The 20,885-nt window shown below is 36.1% G+C and carries 18 protein-coding genes and 1 pseudogene; 2 read left to right on the top strand and 17 right to left on the bottom strand.

Annotated features, from left to right (window positions below; translation table 11 throughout):
• Positions 1-185: 185 nt before the first annotated feature.
• Positions 186-751: pseudogene (lepB, locus tag QUF91_RS10990) on the bottom strand (signal peptidase I).
• A 539-nt stretch (positions 752-1,290) separates the two neighbouring features.
• Here lepB and QUF91_RS10985 point away from each other — a divergent pair.
• The gene (locus QUF91_RS10985; RefSeq protein WP_289417794.1) at positions 1,291-1,848 is read left to right on the top strand and encodes a delta-aminolevulinic acid dehydratase; all 558 of its coding nucleotides are present in this window, start codon (positions 1,291-1,293) and stop codon (positions 1,846-1,848) included.
• Positions 1,849-1,949: 101 nt separating this feature from the next.
• On the opposite strand, the gene QUF91_RS10980 is transcribed toward QUF91_RS10985, so the two are convergent.
• From QUF91_RS10980 to QUF91_RS10960, 5 genes are all read right to left on the bottom strand, one after another.
• Complete coding sequence (locus QUF91_RS10980; protein ID WP_289417793.1) at positions 1,950-2,495, bottom strand: GNAT family N-acetyltransferase; 546 nt, start codon at positions 2,493-2,495, stop codon at positions 1,950-1,952.
• Positions 2,496-2,511: 16 nt separating this feature from the next.
• Entirely contained in the window at positions 2,512-3,045 is a 534-nt protein-coding gene (locus QUF91_RS10975) for a cysteine hydrolase family protein (protein ID WP_285397332.1), read from the bottom strand.
• A 227-nt stretch (positions 3,046-3,272) separates the two neighbouring features.
• Positions 3,273-4,271 (bottom strand): ABC transporter permease, encoded by a 999-nt coding sequence (locus QUF91_RS10970; protein WP_483308084.1) that lies wholly within the window; start codon positions 4,269-4,271, stop codon positions 3,273-3,275.
• 35 nt (positions 4,272-4,306) lie between these two features.
• On the bottom strand, positions 4,307-5,794 hold the full coding sequence (locus tag QUF91_RS10965) for a sugar ABC transporter ATP-binding protein (protein ID WP_289417792.1): 1,488 nt from the start codon (positions 5,792-5,794) through the stop codon (positions 4,307-4,309).
• Positions 5,795-6,053: 259 nt separating this feature from the next.
• On the bottom strand, positions 6,054-7,013 hold the full coding sequence (locus QUF91_RS10960; RefSeq protein ID WP_289417791.1) for a sugar ABC transporter substrate-binding protein: 960 nt from the start codon (positions 7,011-7,013) through the stop codon (positions 6,054-6,056).
• 503 nt (positions 7,014-7,516) lie between these two features.
• Between QUF91_RS10960 and QUF91_RS10955 the strand changes: the two genes are divergently transcribed.
• Positions 7,517-8,278: a DeoR/GlpR family DNA-binding transcription regulator gene (locus QUF91_RS10955; RefSeq protein ID WP_289417790.1), complete on the top strand. Its 762-nt coding sequence runs from the start codon at positions 7,517-7,519 to the stop codon at positions 8,276-8,278.
• Between the two features lie 60 nt (positions 8,279-8,338).
• Here the strand turns inward: QUF91_RS10955 and iolI are convergent, their stop codons facing one another.
• From iolI to fba, 11 genes are all read right to left on the bottom strand, one after another.
• Positions 8,339-9,193 carry a 2-keto-myo-inositol isomerase gene (gene iolI / locus QUF91_RS10950; RefSeq protein ID WP_289417789.1) on the bottom strand — a complete coding sequence of 285 codons (855 nt, stop codon included), beginning with the start codon at positions 9,191-9,193 and terminating at the stop codon, positions 8,339-8,341.
• Between the two features lie 105 nt (positions 9,194-9,298).
• A complete protein-coding gene (locus tag QUF91_RS10945) occupies positions 9,299-10,504 on the bottom strand; it encodes a Gfo/Idh/MocA family protein (protein ID WP_289420053.1) in 1,206 nt (401 codons plus the stop codon).
• Between the two features lie 74 nt (positions 10,505-10,578).
• Entirely contained in the window at positions 10,579-11,520 is a 942-nt protein-coding gene (locus QUF91_RS10940; protein ID WP_289417788.1) for a sugar phosphate isomerase/epimerase family protein, read from the bottom strand.
• Positions 11,521-11,596: 76 nt separating this feature from the next.
• Entirely contained in the window at positions 11,597-12,460 is an 864-nt protein-coding gene (locus QUF91_RS10935; protein WP_289417787.1) for a sugar phosphate isomerase/epimerase family protein, read from the bottom strand.
• Between the two features lie 43 nt (positions 12,461-12,503).
• On the bottom strand, positions 12,504-13,544 hold the full coding sequence (gene iolG / locus QUF91_RS10930) for a bifunctional inositol 2-dehydrogenase/D-chiro-inositol 1-dehydrogenase (protein ID WP_289417786.1): 1,041 nt from the start codon (positions 13,542-13,544) through the stop codon (positions 12,504-12,506).
• A 248-nt stretch (positions 13,545-13,792) separates the two neighbouring features.
• On the bottom strand, positions 13,793-14,704 hold the full coding sequence (iolE, locus tag QUF91_RS10925; protein ID WP_289417785.1) for a myo-inosose-2 dehydratase: 912 nt from the start codon (positions 14,702-14,704) through the stop codon (positions 13,793-13,795).
• 146 nt (positions 14,705-14,850) lie between these two features.
• Positions 14,851-16,017 carry a Gfo/Idh/MocA family protein gene (locus QUF91_RS10920; protein WP_289417784.1) on the bottom strand — a complete coding sequence of 389 codons (1,167 nt, stop codon included), beginning with the start codon at positions 16,015-16,017 and terminating at the stop codon, positions 14,851-14,853.
• A 27-nt stretch (positions 16,018-16,044) separates the two neighbouring features.
• Entirely contained in the window at positions 16,045-16,968 is a 924-nt protein-coding gene (locus QUF91_RS10915) for a sugar phosphate isomerase/epimerase family protein (protein ID WP_289417783.1), read from the bottom strand.
• A 111-nt stretch (positions 16,969-17,079) separates the two neighbouring features.
• Positions 17,080-18,516 carry a sugar porter family MFS transporter gene (locus QUF91_RS10910; protein WP_483308083.1) on the bottom strand — a complete coding sequence of 479 codons (1,437 nt, stop codon included), beginning with the start codon at positions 18,514-18,516 and terminating at the stop codon, positions 17,080-17,082.
• A 131-nt stretch (positions 18,517-18,647) separates the two neighbouring features.
• Positions 18,648-19,823: an MFS transporter gene (locus tag QUF91_RS10905; RefSeq protein WP_289417782.1), complete on the bottom strand. Its 1,176-nt coding sequence runs from the start codon at positions 19,821-19,823 to the stop codon at positions 18,648-18,650.
• Between the two features lie 170 nt (positions 19,824-19,993).
• Positions 19,994-20,833, bottom strand: coding sequence for a class II fructose-1,6-bisphosphate aldolase (gene fba / locus QUF91_RS10900; protein ID WP_289420050.1), 840 nt, complete (start codon positions 20,831-20,833; stop codon positions 19,994-19,996).
• Between the last annotated feature and the right edge of the window lie 52 nt (positions 20,834-20,885).

The following is a 20,885-nucleotide window of genomic DNA, read 5'->3' as shown; positions in this document are numbered from 1 at the left end:
TATCTGTCTTTTAGCAATATATATATTGCATAAAGCTAATTATATTTTTCATCAGTGAAATAAGACGCTAGGTGCGTTTGTTTCCACAGCTGTTGATTAAACAAATGACAATACAAAAAAACCACTCATTTGTAGAGTGGTCATGATTATTATCTTTATTGAGTTTTTAAACTTTGAGGTTCAATTTAGTTAAAGCTTAAGTCAATATGTTCCATCGGCCAACAGATGATACTGGTTGTCCCCATTATTTTTTCTTCAGGGATGAACCCAACCTCAGGATTTCTACTATCATTACTTATACGACGATTATCGCCTAATACAAAGTAATGCGCTTCTGGTACGGTAGTTTCACCTAAATTTTGATCTAATGTAAAATCATATGTAAGTGTCCCAGTATCCTTAATTTATTTTTGTATTGGTCTAAATAAGGTTCATTGTACTTCTCACCGTTTATGTATAATTGATCGTCCTTATACTCGATCTTATCTCCTGGTAAACCAATGATTCGCTTAATATAGTTTGTTTCTTCATCCATTTCAACAACAACAATGTCAAAGCGATCATATGACTTAAACTTTGGACCAATTTTGTTAACAATCACACGATCTTGGTCTTCAAGTGTCGGCATCATAGAAGCACCTTTAACAAGTACTGGCGTAAATAAGAACTGCTTCACTACAAACGTAACCACTAGAGCAAACGCAATTGCTTTTACCCATTCAAAGAGCTCACTTTTTTGTTTTCCATGCATTTTTTCTTCCAAAAATTTCACCTCCTAGTGTTCTATTATTTAATACGCTATACAAGGAAAATAGTTTCAACTTTCTTATCAAATATTATATTTTTTGGAAATTCATCTACAAACAAAGGTCGTAAGTTTTTATTTGATTGGTGTCCGTACAAATTTTTAAGGGAGACAGGCTTGCCTCCCTCTCAATACAAAAAAATTTTTCATTCAACGGCCGTAGCCAAGTCATGTATCAACACTTCTACCTCCGTCATTCTCCCAACGATCAATGTCCCAAACAACATCGTCCCAGCTGTCAGTTATTTCGCCGACACAGGGAAGGATACCAGTTTTTTTTACTGAAATACTCACAATAACATCAATGACATGTATATACATCATCCTTTTTTATAAATGTTTCATTTCTATACTATGTCATGTACTATGATTTAGTTCGTGGCCTTCAAGGCAAGGTGAAAATTTGAAAAGTAACTTCTAGAATCCTACAATATAATTTAAACCAATATTTCGAATAAATGGTTATAAAGAAAAGAGGTTATTTAATGAGTAAACCAGAATTATATGTTAGTTTAGCTGTTGGCCCAGATTGTGACGGGGCGGCATTTGCTTTGCGTTCAGCACTTGAGTACTTTGGAGCAAGAGTTAACATTCATTGGATAGGTGGAAGACCAAATGATTTGGTGGATGTTCTTTCTGGAGAAGATCGAGTAGAGAAAATGGATTATTTGATTTTATATTTCCATGGCGATGAAGGAAGATTTTGTATACCTGAACTGGATGATGAGGATTATGAAGCCGACGAGCCAAGAGGAGAATTTTTTGGTGCAGAAGAAGTAAAACGTTATTCAAAATTGAATGATGTAAAAGTTATCGCAGCAGGCTGTACATTAGGTGTTGAACAATTAGCTTCAGCATTTCTAAAATGCGGTTGTCATTCATATATGGGGCCTGATGATTACATAGATGGTAATGCAAATTTATTGTTTTTAATTCGATTTATGTATGAAATAATTAACAATAAAAAAAATCAACAAGAAGCATTTGAAATTGCAAAATCTTTGGATGATGAAACTGCAATGTATCATCTTTATTTATCATAAAATAAACTGCACCCCCATTATTGGCGGTGCAGTTTTTTACATGACTAAATTCAAAGTCTAACTTTTTTGGTCATTTCATCTTTCGCTTAACTAGGTTTATTTCATTTCACAATTCTTCCCATGACAATCGTATTATAATAGTTGCCATCTGAAAGGATCTTATCATTTTTTAAAACGCCTTCAATTTCAAAGCCTAGTTTTTTATAAAGTAAAATCGCTTTGTCATTTGTCTCTACAACATTCAGGGCTATTTTTTTAATGTCATTAGCGTCAGCCCACTCTATCGATGCTTTTAAGAAATTTTTCCCTATCCCATAGCGCCAAAACTCCTTTAATACCCCTACGCCAAATTCTACTTTATGAGCAAATCTTTTTAATGGAGACCCCTCACATCTAGAAAATCCGACGATGCGATTATCAACTACTGCTACTAAACACAAATTCCTTGGACTTTCTGTGTCAACCCTAATGATCTGCTCAAAACCTTTTGTATCGATAAGAGCTTCCCCTTGTTCTCGATCAAAGTTTTCCGTTTCTCCATCAAGTTGTAACCTTATTGCAGATAAAGCTTCGGCATCTTCTATTTTGGCAGATCTAATTGTATATTGGAGTTCATTTACATTAAATTCTTGGCTATTTATTATCAAAGTTGAATCCTCTCTACTACTTATTTTTGAAAAAGGTACTTGGCTGAATGTTCACGAATCGATTATGCCAAACGGACTCGTGGTGCTTAATAATTTGTTGCGCATCTAATACCTGACTATCTAATGTAGAGTGTGCATCTTCGACTAAAATATTTTGGTGGTAACCATGGCTATACGCACTTCGAATTGTCGTATCAAGACAAAATTCTGTTTGAGCTCCTGCAAAAATAAGCTGCTCAACTTTTTGTTCTTGTAAGTATTGCGCTAATTCCGTTTGATAGAATGCATCCCACGTTGTTTTTTGTATGACCTTATCCTCTGGTTGTCGTAGAAGCCCGTGATATAAATCCCACCCTGGCTTGCCAAACGCGAAATCATCGTCTTCATTTGAATCCGTATGCTGGATAAAAATGATCGGGACTTCGCTATTTCGTGCCGAAGTTATTAACATATTAATATTATCTACCACTTTTTCATAATCAAATAAGTAGTTTTGGCTATCCAAAAAGAAAGCTTCTTGCATATCTATAATAATTACTGCCCGCTTCATTCCATTCTCCTTCAAGAATCTGACTTTAATTCTCTTATTGTACAGAAATTCACATTCTATTTAAAGGGAATTATGAGAAATGAAAGCATAAAGAGATTAAAAAAACACCATCCTTAACGTTCTTTTCAATGCAGTTTTCTCCTCCACAGCTTAACTCTGATACCAAAAGCGATTAACGGCTTAAACCTATCATAGGTACAAGCCACTTAACACATTCACTTTAATCATTACACCTTTTTATTTTTACGTGAATCAATTAACACTGCACTCACAATAATTAAACCCTTTAAAATTTGTTGCCAATAAGAGGATACACCTAATAAATCAAGGCTATTATTTAAGACACCAATAATCAATGCACCAATAATGGTCCCAGGAATTGTCCCAACTCCCCCTGAAAGACTAGTCCCACCAATAACTGCGGCAGCGATGGCATCTAATTCAAAAGAGACTCCCATGCTTGGTTGTCCAACGCTAATTCTTGCTGTAAGCATCATCCCCGCAATCGCTGAAAGTAAGCCCGCATACATATAAATCAAAATTAAATAGCGATCCACATTGATTCCACAAATTTTCGCCGCGTGTTCATTTCCTCCTATTGCATACGTATATTTACCAAACTTTGTTTTACTTAATAGAACGTGTGAGAGAATACCAATTAAAACAAACACAATAATTGGAACTGGGATACCCGCAATTACACCTTTCCCCAAGAACATGAACGATTCAGATAAATTCGGAACTGGCCTTCCATCACTAAATAGTAAGGCTAGCCCTCTTGCTGCGGTCATCATTCCAAGGGTCGCGATAAACGGGGGAATTTTCCCCTTGGCAGTAAGAATTCCATTAACCGCGCCGCAAACAAGACCGACTCCGGCACCAAGTGCTAATGCTCCAATCAACGAATCACCCGGATGAGCCACACTTGCTACCAAAACAGATGTTAATGCGATAACAGAACCAGATGATAAATCAATACCCGTTGTTATAATAACAATTGTAACTCCCATCGCCACTATTCCGATAAAGGAAATTTGACGTATTATATTCAAAATATTCTGTGTTTTAAGAAAAGCATCTGACATAAAAGACATTACTATAATCATAGCAATCAAAATAAATAGAATTCCATACTTGCTCATGAACGGAGCAATCTTTTCTTTCCATATGGAATTATTACTACTATTTTCAACTGCAGAAACTGTACTGTTAATTGGATTACTCAAATGAAGAACCTCCCTTTAATCTTTCTAATAAAAAATTAACTATAGGCTAGTTCTAGGACCCTTTCCTGATTAGCTTCTTCCCTGGCTAGTTCACCTTTTTTATATCCTTCATGCATAACAACGATTCGGTCACTCATCCCCAATACTTCCGGCAGTTCAGAGGAGATCATGATAATCGCTTTTCCCTCATGAGCTAACTTTGACATAATCTTATGAATCTCCGATTTTGCACCTACATCCACACCTCTTGTTGGTTCATCTAAAATAAGTATGTCAGGGTCATTCAGCAACCACCTAGCAAGGAGCACCTTCTGTTGATTTCCTCCACTTAAATTCATAATAATCTGATTAAGGTGCGGTGTTTTAATATTTAAAAGCTGTACCATTTCATTACACGCATCATTTACTAACTGCCGATTCATTAAACCAAACTTTAAAAATTTATTGATATTAGAGATAATCATATTTTCTTTAATGGAAATTGGCAGAAATGCACCCGTTAACTTACGATCTTCCGTTAACAGTGCCATTTTGTGTTTAATCGCATCTTGTGGTGATTTAATTTTCACTTTTTCACCATTTACATAAATATCACCAAAATCATAAGGAGCGATGCCAAAAATACTTTCAATTACCTCTGTTCTCCCTGCCCCCATTAATCCAGCAATTCCAAGGATTTCCCCTTTTCTTAATTCAAAACTAACATTCTGAAACTTCTCTTTTCGGGATAAATTTTGTACGGATAACACGACCTCCTTTATTTCAGCCTTTTCTTTATGAAACACTTGCTTAATTTCTCTGCCGACCATCATGTGAATTAAAGTGTCCTGATCAAAATCATTTGTACTCTTTGTACCGATATATTTGCCATCTCGGAATACTGTTAGCTCATCACAAATCTTAAAAATCTCATCCATTTTATGTGAAATATAAATAATAGAAACCCCTTTTGCTTTCAAGGATTGAATAATCCCAAATAATTGCTCTACTTCCTTGTCCGTTATTGCCGATGTCGGTTCATCCATAATAATTAAATCCGCATTGTACGACACTGCAGTAGCAATCTCCACCATTTGCATGTTCGCAATACTCAAATCCTTCATCTTATCTGTTGGATCAATTTTCATATTTAACGACTCAAATAATTTCCTTGACTCCATAATCATTTTTCTATTGTTGATCAAACTAGTCTTTCCATATGTGAATTCCCTGCCTAAAAATATATTCTCTGCTACTGTCATATGCGGGACTGGGCTTAATTCTTGGTGAATCATAGAAATTCCGTTTTTCACTGATTCTTTTGGTCCTGAAGCTTTTAATTCTTTGCCTTTAAATTTCATCGTTCCTTTATCAGGGGAAAAAATGCCAAATATAATTTTCATCAAAGTAGATTTTCCTGCACCATTTTCCCCCATCAAGCCATGAACTGTCCCTTTCTTCACTTGTAATTGAATATCATCTAAAGCCTTTACACCAGGGAATTCCTTGGTTATGTGCTCAAGTTCTAAAATATATTCAGCCACCTTAGTCACCACCTATATCATAATTGAATCTTTCAGCCGGTGTTTGGACACTACTGAAAGATAGCTTAAATCCGCTTCATCTCTCCACCTATAGAGGTGGGAGGCTTTTGTACCTATCTCTACGCTTTCGATACAAGGAACATTTGCAGCTGACGTTTCACTTTCACTACGAATACTCACCTGCTGAAAGAATTTTTAAAGGCCGCCCATATTCCGTCCTGAACGGCCTGCATTAAATCCTTTCACTTTGTGCAGCTCATTACTTTTCCCACTTTTTGATGTATTCATCAACGTTATCCTTCGTTATTAGTTCGAATGGGATATTAATGAACTTATCGTTTACTACCTCACCATTGACTGCCTTGATAGCTGCTTCAATTGCCCCCTTGCCTTGACCATATGCATCTTGGAAGGCTGTGACATCTAATTTCCCTTCCTTTACAAATTCTAAAGCATCTGGGGTTCCGTCAATACCAGCAACGATAATATTTCCACGCTTACCTGCTTGTTCTAAAGCCATAATGGCTCCAATTGCCATTTCATCATTATTTGATACAATCGCATCAAAATGTTCACCTGATTGAATCCAGTTTTCCATTAAGGTAATTCCTTGCGATCTTTGCCAATCAGCTGTAGCTTCGCGAATAATCTTGATACTCGGGTTCTTCTGAACCACGTCTTTATTACCCTTTGTTCTTTTGACTACGGCTTCATCTCCCAATGTTCCGTTTATAATGCCGATATTCCCTTTTCCATCAAGCATTTCAGCTACTTTTTCCATTTGGATGAATCCAGCTTCAAGTGACTCAGAACCAACATAGGCATAGATTTTTTCCATAGTCTTTTCATCTGGCATTCTATTAACCATAATAACTGGTATTCCAGCCCCGTTAGCTATATCTACCATTGGCGCAACAGCATCTGTATCAACCGGATTGATAATGATAGCATCCACAGCTTGTGAAACAAAGGTTTCTACTTGTGAAATCTGTTTACCTGAGTCATTCTTCGCGTCAACCATCTTCACTTCAACATCATCATGTTCTTTGTCATATTCTTTTATCCCGTCATACAAGTAAGATAAAAATTTATCATCAAATACCGGCATTGCTGCCCCAATAACGATGTTCTTTTTATCCTTTTCACTAGATCCACAACCAGCCAGTATGATTACAAGCAACACAAAAAGCATTTGAAAACCGATTAATTTCTTACTCATCTCTACTCCCCCTTTAATATTTAATTTGGAGACCAAAAATTTCACGCATTAAAAATCAAATTGTCATAATTTTCGAAAAATTAAAGCGATTCACCTCCTTTAATAGTTAAAAAGAATCTTTGAAACTATTTTGTTTCACACAAAAAGAGATTCAATATAACTTTGGTCAACTTTTTGTAATCCAAAGTATCATCCCCCAAAAAAACTCCCTAAAGTTATCTTATTAATTAACTTTTTGTTAAATGTTGATTACATATTGATACTTTCATGATAATTATAAAAACGCTTTCAGTCAATATTATTTTTATTTTCCGACAATTTAACAATCCTAAACCCTTTTTATTAAGCTAGTTTATACAAAGGAGTCTGCAATTACAGTGAAATACCATTAAAATGATCATTATTTTTACGACATTATTTATTTAAATAATGAAGTTTTGATAATTTGTTGGTAATATATAATTATATATAGAGTATTATTCGGAAACAAAGGGTGGTTAAGAATGATTAAAGATAAACGGGTCAATAAAATTGAGGAATATATTATTCAACACAAATCAGTGTCTTTAGATGAATTGATGAACGTGTTTAAAGTATCTAAAAATACGATTCGCCGTGATGTTCAGGAACTAGTAGACAGTGGAGATTTTAAAAAGGTATATGGAGGAGTAGCGGTAAATGATGAGCGTGCAAAATTAGAGTCTTTCCATGACCGTCAAGTACGTAATCAAACAGAAAAGGAAATGATCGGGAAAGCAGCTGCAAATTATGTACATGACGGAGATATTATTTTTATCGATTCAGGGACAACAACAATTGAAATGATTGACTATATTAATATAAAGCAGGTTACAGTTATCACCAATAATCTCGATTTTATTGTTCGCGCTCTTCCATATGAAAATATAAATGTAATTACACCTGGAGGAATCCTTGAAAGAAAAACAAATTCATTCGGGATTTTGAAATATATGGATATGTTAAATACTTATAATATTAATAAAGCTTTTATGGCATCGACAGGAATTTCCTTATCAAATGGTGTTACGAATGCTTCACCACTTGAAAGTGAATTAAAATCTTCTATTGTTAACAGAAGTTCTGAAGTATTTTTATTAATAGACCATAATAAGTTTGATAAGTATGGATTAATGACCTATTGCGGCTTAGATAAAATCGACTTCCTTATAACTGATGCAATACCTAGTGAGGTCTACCAGAGTTATGCAAAAAAGAATGATATCCAACTTATTATAGCTGAATAATTCCAGAACGGCCTTTCCTCATAGTGTTTTGCACTAAGGAAAGGCCGTTATTTAACACTTTCACCCCACTTTAGCAGTATCAAACTTAAAATATTTAGAGACAACCTTTACTGTTGTTTCTTTAGCTGTTTTAATTACTTCTTCCGCATCAAGTTGATAATATTCTGGTCGAAACAACTCAACGGATACAACATCAGAAAAACCAATTTCTTTTAATGTTGATAAAATTCCATCCAGATCGATTGCACCTAACCCCGGCCATAAGCGATCTTCATCTGTTAGAAATCCAATAGGGAAGTCTTCTGTGTCATCGATATGTAAGATGAAGATTCTAGAACCGTCAGCTTTTTTTAAGTCTTCTATTCTGGATCCCATCGCATGGAAATGGAAACAATCCAACACTAAACCTACATTATCACGATTAACGGATTCAACAATATCATATGCTTGGCCAAATGTATTAACTGTACATTGTGGATGTCCAACGAACTCCACTGCAATTTTAATACCATATGGATCTGCAATATTTGATAGTTCTGTTAATACTTCTACACAACTATTTTTAATATCATGTTTTACTATTTTTTCTTCCGTCACGAGTGGAACAGCTACGACATATTGAACGCCTAACTTTTTACCTACTTCCATCATCTCCTTAAATTCATTGATGATTTCTTGGTGTCCAGTTTCATCACGATTATTAAAGAAAACTAATGCATTAAATGCTAGAGGCTTAATATGATGCGTATTGAAGTAACTAGCTAAATCTTCAATTGGATGGTCTTTTAGATACTCAGGCAACTTGTCCATTGTACGGATTTCAATCGAATCAAAGCCCAGTTTTTCACATAACTCCAAATCATTTGCAAGATTTGAATTATCACGTGTAGTAGCTTGATTAAAACATAATTTCATAAGTATCATCTCCAATTTTTATATAAAATCAGTAAACTAAGACTTGCTCTGATTGGTGACTAGTAATCAGTGAAGGATGAAGAAAAACCTCCACTGATTAAAGTTTCACTTTATACCGAAAGTTTTTTTGTCTTTAAACTCTACCCACACCGATCCATTTTCAGCAGAGCGAACACAATTTTCAATCCAAAGAATCCCATCAATACCTGCGTCGATATCAGGATAAACTAGATTCTTTAATGTTTCCTCATCGTTCCGATTTTTAGCATCAATAGCAAGGGCCAATTTTAGATAAATATTTGCCCACGATTCAGACAATCCTTCTTGATGTAGTGCTCCTAAACGCTCATCCGCATTACAGGATTCGTCTAAGTAAGGCATTGCACGAATGAGGGTTTGAATAGGTTCACCCTGAACCTCAAACCTAAGTTCATTCGGTTTGCTATCCCACCATTCTAAACTTGCCCTTGATCCTACAATGCGAATTCTATGACCGTCCATACAACCTGCATTAATAGAGGAAGTCCAAAGCCTTCCTACTGCTCCGTTTTCATAATGCATTAGAACAAAAGCATTATCCTCTAAAGGAGCACGGCTCCCAACAAAACTCTGCCTATCACATAGCAATTTTTTAATTTTCATATGTGGCATGATCAGCTGAGACATATAATACGTATGGGTGGAAAGATCCCCTAAAACAAAACTTGGTCCTGCAATCTTAGGATCAACACGCCATTTTTGAGCATCACTTGTTTTATCTCCATTGTCATTGGAATTAAAACCATGGGTATACTGCAATTCAACCACACGTATGTCACCAATCTTACCTTGTTCAACCATAGCCCGCATTTGAAGTAACATTTGATTTCCAGAGAAACCATAAGTAACACCAACAATTCTTCCCTTTTCCTCTGCAAGAGATTTAATCTCTTCACCCTCCTCAGAGGTAAAAAACAAAGGTTTTTCACAAATAACATGCAAGTTAGCTTCTAGTGCTGCCTTACATATTTCATAATGAGTCCCATTGGGGGTTGCAATCGATACAACTTCAATACCATCCTCCCTTAACGCTTCCTCCATAAACATTGTTTTATAATCAGGATAACAACGGTTTTCATCTACCCCAATATTAATACCAAAATCCTTTCCTCTTACGGGATCTATATCAAATGCACCTGCTACTAATTGAAAAGCTGTATTGTCTCTCAGTGCACCAGTACGATGTTTATATCCAACCTGACCAAGCCGCCCACCTCCGACCATAGCCCAACGTAATGGTCTTGGAATTTTTTTCTCACCGTTTAACATTATAATCGCCTCTCTCCGAAATTTTCGTTAGAATATTCTGACATAGAATTGCGATAGTGATTATTTCCCTTTGATCTCTAAAAGCTTAATGTTTGTTGTAAAGCATTGATAGACGTTCTTATCCCCGCTTCCGCTGACATGGTTAAATCTTCCATCTCTAAAGATACTTCTGCATCGTATCCCATCATCTTCACTACTGAGAAGAACTCTTTCCACCATTGCAAGTCTTGTCCACAACCCACTGCTACATAATTCCAAGCTCTTTTTGTAATATCTGTTATTTCTTTTGTTTCCAAAACACCATTCACAGCTGATAGATGTCTCTCTAGTCGAACATCCTTACCATGAACATGATGAATAGCCTCCCCTAATTCTCTAGCTGCCAAAATTGGATCGGCACCCATCCAAATTAGATGGCTTGGATCTAGGTTTAAGCCAACGATTGGTCCAACTGCATTGCGCAATCTAAATAAAGTTTCTGGATTATATACTAATTGGGAACTGAAATTTTCTAGAGCAATCTTTTCTACACCACATGCTCCAGCTTTTTTCACCAAAGATTTCCAATACGGAATAGCCACTTCATTCCATTGATAATCTAAAATTTCTTTAAGGGCTGGCGGCCAGCTAATAGTATATGTAATCCAGTTGGGAATCTTATCTTCAGGGCCTCCTGCTGGGAGTCCACTCATCATAATGACTTTTTTTACGCCTAACAATTTAGCTAATTCCATTGTTTTCTCTGTAACTTCCTGATGCTGTTTACCAAGTTCACCCGGCTCTAAAGGATTGCCCGAACAATTTAAAGCACAAAGTTTGATATTACGTTTTTCTAAACTAGTTAAAAATTCACTTCGTTTTTGCTCACTTTCTAATAATTCATCTAATTTTAAATGAGGTGCTGAAGACCACCCTCCCGTAGTCATTTCAATCGTATCAATACCTAACTCTGCTACAAAGTCCAACATTTCTTCAAAGGGTAAGTGGCCTAAGCTATCTGTTACATATGATAATTTCATAGAATCTTTTCCTCCTTCTCTTTCAAGTTACGTATTCTGAAAATCGGCTTCCCGTAAGATGGGGATTTCAAACTACCTAAATATTTAATCCCTCTCTAATCGATTTCAGCGTTACTTCATTTGACCACTCTGGTTTATCAGGATAAGCAAATACTGAATTTGTGACAATCCCATCAAACTTCATTTCTCTTAATTTCCGATACAATGCATCAAAGTTAATTTCCCCTTCACCAGGATTCAAATGCTGATGGATAGTTACATTGGCATTAGGAGGGTTAATAATATAACGTAACCCAAATGCAGCTTTGTGATTAAGCGTATCAGCAATTAGAACATGGGCAAGTAAATCTCCAGCTTCATCTAAGTGCCTTGCTACATCACCAATGCCATCATCATAGTAGAAAGCGTGTGGCACAGAGTATACTAACTTAATCCAATCTTTATCAAAGGCACGAATCATTCGAATTGCTTCTGAGTTCAACTCAATAAAATCATTAGGATGGGATTGTATATTCAGATTGATGCCTTCCTTTTCAAAAAGTGGCATGAGCTCTTCCATTGATTTCACAAAGGCGCCTTCACTATCTACAGGACGGCTTTTGTCACCGGCAAATTCAGTGTTCATCAAATCTACATCCAATTCAGAAGTGATCTCTATACTACGTTTCCAATTCCTCACCGCAGCCTGACGTTCTTCTTCGATTGGTGAAGACCATTGTTGAACAGGAAGTACAGAAGATATTTTCACGCCAGCATCTGTACAATATCTTTTTAAATCTTTTATGAGCTGCTTATCAACCTTCGGATATTGATAAAACCATATAAAATCTTTACGTGGAGATAACTCTACCCATTCATATCCTAATCTAGCAACTGTATCGATAGTATTTTTTAAATTAGTATTGTCACGGTAATGTGACGGATCATATGCTAAACGCAATTTAATTTCCCCTTTCTTTAGTAGGTACACAAGCACCAACAGTTTATTTCATAATTTCACTAACTGTAGTTTCACAATAAAACTCTGGTTTCTCTTGAAGTGTAATGAATTCCTTTTCGCCTGTTAGTTGAGCTTTAACACAGGCATCAGACGTTACAGCTGCAACATAGCCATCCCACGATGTCGGTCCTTTAGGTTCACCAGTTTTGGTAATTGAATCGATAAAATCCTGTAATTCAACGTCATACGCCTCCATAAAACGGGATTTCCAATCATTTAAGATATTGGTGCTTAATTTTTCAGCTTTTCTTAATACGATACTGGAGTATTCAGGTAACTTTGCGATTCCCTCTTCGCCAATCACTTCACATTGAATATCATATCCATACTTACAATTGACAAATACCTCTACAGTTATAACAATTCCGCTTTTCGTTTTGATTGTAAATAGTTGAGGATCCTGTAATTGATTATGTGCATATTTTGTTTTTTTCGGGAAAACAACTTGTACTGATGTATAATCATCACTTACTAGCCAATGTAAGACATCAATTTCATGGATTAATGTATCAACAACAGCCATCTCAGTTGTATAGCTTTCGTCAACTTCTGGATTGCGGTGTGCAGCGTGAATCATTAATGGCTCGCCTATTTCATTATTCTCGATCGCATGTTTTAATTGGATGTAACCGCTATCATAACGGCGCATAAAACCAACTTGAACTAATTTTTTCCCTTTCTTCATTTCAGTCTCAATTATTCTCCTACAACCTTCTGCAGTAGTTGCTAAAGGTTTTTCGCAAAATACATATTTTCCAGCTTCAATAGCAGCTAAAACAGTTCCTTCATGCGCAGGCCCCCAACTCGTAACAAGTATTGCATCTACATTTTCACTGGCAATTAAGGTTTTATCATCCTGATACACTACTGCATTCAATTGATATTTTTCAACTGCTTGTCTTGCTGAATCTTGATTAACATCTGTTACGGCAACTATTTCACCACCAGATAATTTATTTGTAATTCTATTAATATGTTCTCTACCTATTGCGCCTGTACCTACTACACCAAATCGTAATGTCATAGTTAAAATCCCCCTCATTTTTAACCTTCAATTTTTATCAAGAAATTTTACTTTATAAATATTCTGTAAATTTAAAGCACTCTTAAAAAAATGTTTCGGTAATAATCTTATAAACTAACTAATCTATATTTCCAAAAATCCACAGCTTTACGACTTTATGAGCTCTTCACCAAAACGTGTGGTGATGAGCAACTTTATGAAAAAAGGAGGATATCCGACTTTATCGCATCCATTCTACTTGAAACTATTTATCGAACAATAAGTTTGTTTACTATTAATTCATTGATATATTTTCTTGCTTTAAGAGCATATTCAAATGGATTGGCTTTTGCGGGGTCTTGCTCGGCCTCTACTACTATCCATCCCTCATATCCACTTCCAACAATTGCATCCATGATAGGATGAAAGTCAATGATTCCATCTCCTGGTACCGTAAAGACACCTTTTTTAACCCCTGTTAAAAAACTATCTTTCTGTTCTTTAACTTCTTTTGCCACATCCTCACGAATATCTTTAAAGTGTATATGCTTGATACGAGATTGATATTTCCTAAAAATCTCCAAAGGATCCTCCCCCGAGAATACTAAATGTCCTGTATCGAACAATAGGGATACTTTATTGGGTGATGTATTTTCCATTAAGTATTCAATTTCTTCTGTTGTTTGAATCCCCGTTCCCATATGGTGATGGTAAACAATCTCCATCCCCTTTTCGTGCGCTAATTCACCTAAGGATTCTAAGCCGTGTATTAATAAACCCCACTCTGAATCTTTAAAAATTGGTTTTTCTTGAAATAAGGGTGTATCCATTTGACCTTGAATACTTAGCCCTTGTTCCGCTACAACAATAACCTTTGCCCCCATTGCATGTAAAAAATCACGATGCTGGATAAAAGCCTGTTTCGTCTCTTCAAATGGTTTTATTGTTAAATAAGTACTGAACCAGGCACTTGCCACCTGAAGTTGTCTCGGTTCTAAATATTTTCTTAATGCAGCTGGATCTTTAGGGTACTTATTACCAATTTCTGTTCCAGAATAGCCGGCTAATGCCATTTCACTAATGCATTGCTCAAATGTATTTTCTTTACCTAACTCTGGCATATCATCATTCGTCCATGCGATAGGAGCACAGGCAAATTTGATTTTCTCAATTGTTCGCATTAAAGTCTCCTTTCTACTTTTAATTCATCATAAGACCCGAAAATTATTACTTATATTTATCGAAGTAGTTTTAAATTTCCGAAAATTAAAAATGGTTATTGGTGTAAGCTGTTCCAAAACCTTATCACTAGATCAATCAGTGATATTTATTTATATTCAACCCAAATTGCACCATTATCAGCAGAACGTACACAGTTCTCTATCCACCGAACTCCTTCGACACCTGCTTTAATATCTGGGTACCATATATTTTCTAATGTTTCTCCACGGTCCGTAGCTTCCATGGCAATGGCAAAACGCGTATATAGATTAGACCAGCTTTCAAAGAGTCCTTCAGGATGTCCTCCACTTATACGGTCATCCGCTAAAGCCTCCTGGTAAAGATAGTCCATTCCACGATCTAAAACTTGGACAGGTTTCCCTTGAACTTCGTAACGTAATTGGTTAGGGTGTTCATCCCACCATTCAATACTTGCCTTTGAACCGATGACTCGAATCGTTTGCCCGTGCATGGAACCAGCATTCACACACGAAGACCAAACCTCTCCAATTGCACCGTTATCATATACCATAATCGTAAAAGCATTATCCTCTAACGGAGCACGACTTTTTACAAAACTTTGACGTGAGCACATTAATTTCTTAATTTTTAAATTTGGCAATAGCACCTCAGATAAATAAACAGAATGTGTTCCTAAGTCACCTAATACATAGCTAGGGCCTGCTATTTTAGGATCGACACGCCATTTCGTACTCGCATTTCCTTCTTCAACCGCTGATGAATGGAAGCCATGTGCAAATTGCATTTTGACAATTCTTATTTCACCTAAATCTCCGTTAGCAATCATCTGACGTGCCTGTTCAATCATCTGATATCCAGCATAACCATATGTAATACCGACAACGCGATTTTTTATTTTGGCAAGAGTCTCTAATTCTTCACCCTCTTTGGTCGTAAAGCATAATGGTTTTTCGCAAACCACATGTAAACCGGCGTTTAACGCAGCTTTCGTTATTTCAAAATGAGTTCCATTTGGAGTAGCAATAGAAACAGCCTGAATGCCATCTGCGCGTTTAGCTTCTTCCTCAAACATTGTTTTATAATCGGGATAGCAGCGCTCTGGATCAACATGTAAATTGACCCCGAAATCCTTTCCGCGTTCTGGATGAATATCAAATGCTCCAGCTACTAATTGAAAATTATTATCTCGTAATGCTGCTGAACGATGGATATACCCAATTTGACTTCCCTTGCCACCACCAACCATTGCCCACCGAATTGGTTTATCAACATTTTTTTCTCCATAGATCATGCCTATATTCCTCTTTTCTTTTTCGAATTAATAACCAACACTTATTAAATAATCAATACTTTGTTTAACATCATGTAAACTTGTACCAGCGTTTCTAGGATCACGTTCTTGTTCAATTGTAATGTATCCATGATAATTAATTTCCATCAATAATTGGTGAATAGAATCATAATCAATCACGCCCTGACCAATCGGACACATAACGCCTATACTACATGCATCAAAGAAGCGTATACGTTCTCCCATTACTTGATTATAAATAGTAAGATCAATATCTTTAAAATGTATATAATCAAGACGATCTACACATTTTCTAAGCCACTCAACCGGATCCATTTTTGAGTAGTATAGATGCCCCGTATCTAGGCAAAGACCCGCAGTTTCATATGGAAGGTCCCCAATAAGCTTATTTATTTCATCTTCAAATTCGATATATCCCCCTGCATGTGGATGAATAACTGGACGTACCCCGTATTTTTTCCAAGCTCGCTCAGAGATTAAACGAATATGTTTCATCATTTGATTCCAATTCTCCTCTGATAATCTTACTGCTTTATCTGGATGACCTGCGTAGTAATCACGTCCATCATGTCCCCAATCCATAATCGTTAAGTATGGCGTTGGAAATTTCTGACCCTTTTCCTGTGGTGTTGAGGGAAGTTTGGTTATTAATGAACAAATGTCATCTACTTGATGTAATAAATTTTCTAAATTAGATTCAGATACTAAATCATCAAAGATCGTTCCTGCAATAATCGTTAATTCATTTTTAGAAAGCTCAGCTTTTACCCTTTCAATATCCATAGGTATATATCCATATGGGCCTAGCTCAATCCCTTTAAAACCTGCTTCCGCTGCTTCATTTAACACCCTCTCCCAAGGTGGAAGATAAGGATTTTTTGGATTATCCACACCCCAACAACATGGGGCTCCTGAAATTTTAATGCTCATCTAAAACACCTCACCCCTTAGAATTATATATTCGTTTAGCAGGGGAAATCTCCCATTCTGAAAAATTCAGAAATTTCACCTAAACCAATGCACACCTAAGTACAACAATTCTTATTGAGCCTCTTTTATTGTAGCTAGATTAATATTGTTTTCTTTTTCATATATTGAACGGAATTCTTGTTCTAGCTCCTCAAGGGAACGGCCATTAGTTTCTGGCATACATTTATAAACAAACCAGATTCCTAATAATCCAATTGCCACGAAAGCAAAGAATGTTGCAGCCAAACCTATTGAACTTAGTAAAATTGGGAAGGAAAAACCAATAACAGCGTTTACGATCCATAGGAAAAATACACTGATCCCCGTACCAAGACCTCTTAATCTTTGTGGGAATATTTCAGCTATTACTAGCCATGTTACCGGTCCAACAAACCCTTGCATAAAGGCAAGGAACATAACAGTTAAGGAAAGAACTACATATGGCAGTAAAGAAGATCCTTCAAGAATGATTGAGAAGATCGCAATTAGAAACAGTGCTGTTGTAGTTCCAGATAAACCAAGAATCAACATTGGACGACGGTTAACTTTACCAATAAGCCAAATACCGAAACATACCGCTATTACTGAAATAAGACCATTAGCAATATTAGCGATTAATGCAGCCTGTGTACCAAAGCCAGATTTTTCGAGAATTTGAGTGCCGTAATACATAATCGAATTAACACCTGTAATTTGATTAACAATGGCAACTCCAATTCCAATAAATAAAATACGACGTAGCCATGGTGTAGAAAAGTCTTTTAATAAAACCTTTTCAATATCCGTTTCTTTTTTTATTACTGCTTCAATTTCCTTAAATTCAATATTTGCACTTTTTTCATCACGTATTTGTCGAAGAACTTGCAAGGCTTCTTCTTTTCTCCCTTTTGAAATAAGCCAACGTGGACTCTCTGGAACAATAAGCATCCCTAAAAATAGCATTACTGCCGGAATCGTACATATCAATAACATATATCTCCAAACATGCCCAACATCACCCATTGTAACTCCGAGAATTGCATTGAAAACATATGCTAAAAATTGTCCACCTACAATCATTAGTTCGTTTTGTGTAACCATCCGTGCTCTTTTCTCAGTAGGCGCCATTTCAGCTAAGAAGGCTGGTACCATTGAAGATGCACCACCAACTGCAAGACCTAAGAAAAAGCGAGCTAAAACCATAACAGGTACGTTTGGTGCAAAACTAGTTCCCAGAGATGCAACAAAGAACAAGAATGCTAGATTAAGAATCATTTTGCGTCGACCAAAATGATCAGCTAATTTACCTCCAAACAAAGCACCTAATGCTGCCCCTATTAGGAGAATGCTCGTAACAAGACCTTGTGTAACTGGTGTTAAATTCAGTTGATCAGCTTTTGACATAAAAGGTAGGGCACCGTTAATTACACCTGTGTCGTAACCAAAAAGAAGTCCCCCGAATGTTGCAGAAATCATAATAATTTGCAAATAGCTTTTGTGATTATTTGTCTTAATTGTTTGATTACTCATGCTTTCCCCTCCCCCTGAAACTCCATTACAAATCAAAACCATTTTTCTCACACAAAACCCAATGTTAGCGCTTACAGTTAAGATTAGATAAATACTAAATTTTTTGCTCTCCAGTCATTTTTGTTGAACGTTTACAAATTTTGAACTTTCCCACTCTTACCCCACATAATAACTAAAATAGTAGCTAGTAAGCCTAGTAGCCCAACAAAATAAAATCCAGCACTAATTCCAAACATTGAATTAAATATTCCTGTAAAAAACGGACCGGCAAAGATTCCAATAGCATATAGTGCCTGATATGCTCCCATCGCTGTCGCTCTTTTATCAGGTGAGATTTTTTCTATTGACATCCCTAATAGGAGTGGAAAAATTAATCCAAGCGTAAAACCGCTAAATCCTTGAATGACCAAAAATAACCATTTAGTTTGTACAATAGGAATCATTAATGTAATAAAGGCTGTTATAGAAAATGCTATTAACAAGGATCGCCATTCACCTAACCGTGGAACTAGAACACTCCCAATAAAAAGTGTTGCAACTGCATGAGGGATCATAAAAGCATTCACAATAAATGTAAGTTCCCTAGGTTTAAATCCGATCTCTAAAGCATAATGGGATGTAAATCCAAACATGGTGGAAAAGATGATACTATGGGCTAATATTGATAAGACAGATACTTTTAATAACGACGCTTCTCGTATAACGGATGCTAATTCATTCAACTTTACAGAAGGCCTTTCAATTCTTTCTTTCGGTTCAAAAATAAAGAAGGAAAGAATGGTACCGAGCAGACTAAATAGTGCGGCAATCCAAAATGGAGCCTTCCATCCCCACGCATCTACTAAATATCCACTAAAAGTCATACCTAAAAATTGAGCTACGACAATAATAAATGAAATGCGCCCCATTGCCCGATGAACTTCTTTATCTGTGAAGTAGCTAGAATATAATACGGTAAATGCTACCCATGATGATGCTGCGAGTCCTGCAATTAAACGAGCCACTAGAATCCATCCTAAACGATCCGTTGTCAAAAAAAGCGTACAACTGACGGTACTTGCAATCATCCCTAAAATAATAAAAGGCTTTTTCAATTTTAGTAAATCAGAAAAAATTCCAATCGGGAGTCTGCACAGAAGCTGCATTAGTCCATAACTGCTTAACACAATTCCGATAAATGTATAACCACCCCCGATTGATTCCATATAGGGTGATAAAATGGAAACATAAAGAAAGTGCGGAAACCATAATAAAAATGAAACGATGATGAAGAGATACTTAGTTTTATTAATATGTAACTTTCTCAACTTACCACGTCCATCTTTTCAATTACACATGGGGATGGTTCTATCATTTCAACATCACTGAAAGTCAAAAAAAGTCATCCCAATGTGCGCGCCTTAATCTTAGTTTGCGGTTCGGAATTTTACGAATATTCAAGGTAAAAAGATCCCTTCTCAAATAGAATCTTTCTTGATCAGGCTTTATTATTTGATTTGAATTCTGTAATTTTTGCTTTTACAGTTTGTTTTACAGCTTCTTTACCTGGAGAAAGGATAGTACGAACATCATAAACCTCTTTATCCTTAGTCAATACTTCACGAACAGCTTTTGCCCATGACTGTAAACACTCTGTATTCACGTTTATCTTTGCATGGCCTAGTTCAATAGCCTTTTGTATTTGAAAACTAGGGATACCAGAGCCTCCATGTAAAACAAGTGGTATATTAGTCAACTTTGAAATCTCCTTCATCTCAGTAAACCCTAACTTCGGCTCACCTTTGTATGGACCATGTACAGAACCAAGAGCTGCTGCTAATGCATCAATTCCTGTTTCTTTGACAATACGTAAACATTCCCCTGGATCTGCATATTGAATGCCACCAATAAGTCCGTCTTCATTACCACCTACAGTACCAACTTCTGCTTCAACTGAAACACCATAAAGACTTGCATAATCAACTACTATTTTAGTCATTTCGATATTTTTATCAATTGGATGGTGTGATCCATCAATCATAACGGAAGTATATCCAGCATCAATCGCCTCTTTACAACGGTCCACACTAACTCCATGATCTAAGTGTAAAGCGATGGGTATGGTTATATTCTTTGTTTCTACAATACTATTAATCATTGTAGCAATTGTTTTAAATCCACCTAAATAATCTACAAGTCTATCAGAAGAAGCTACAATAATAGGAGATTGCTCTTCTTGTGCAGCTTCTAAAATTGCTTCAGCCCAATGGAAATTATTAATATTGATTTGTGCAACTGCATATTTCTCTTCTTTTGCTTTTAAAAGCATATTCTTCATCGAAACTAATCTTGTCGATACTGAAGTCACTTCCACCTCACCTCTCTTGTCA

The sequence above is a fragment of the Lysinibacillus sp. G4S2 genome, assembly GCF_030348505.1.
Taxonomy (GTDB): Bacteria; Bacillota; Bacilli; order Bacillales_A; family Planococcaceae; genus Lysinibacillus.
Note: the sequence above shows the minus strand (reverse complement) of the source record. Positions and strands in the feature narration are given on the sequence as shown.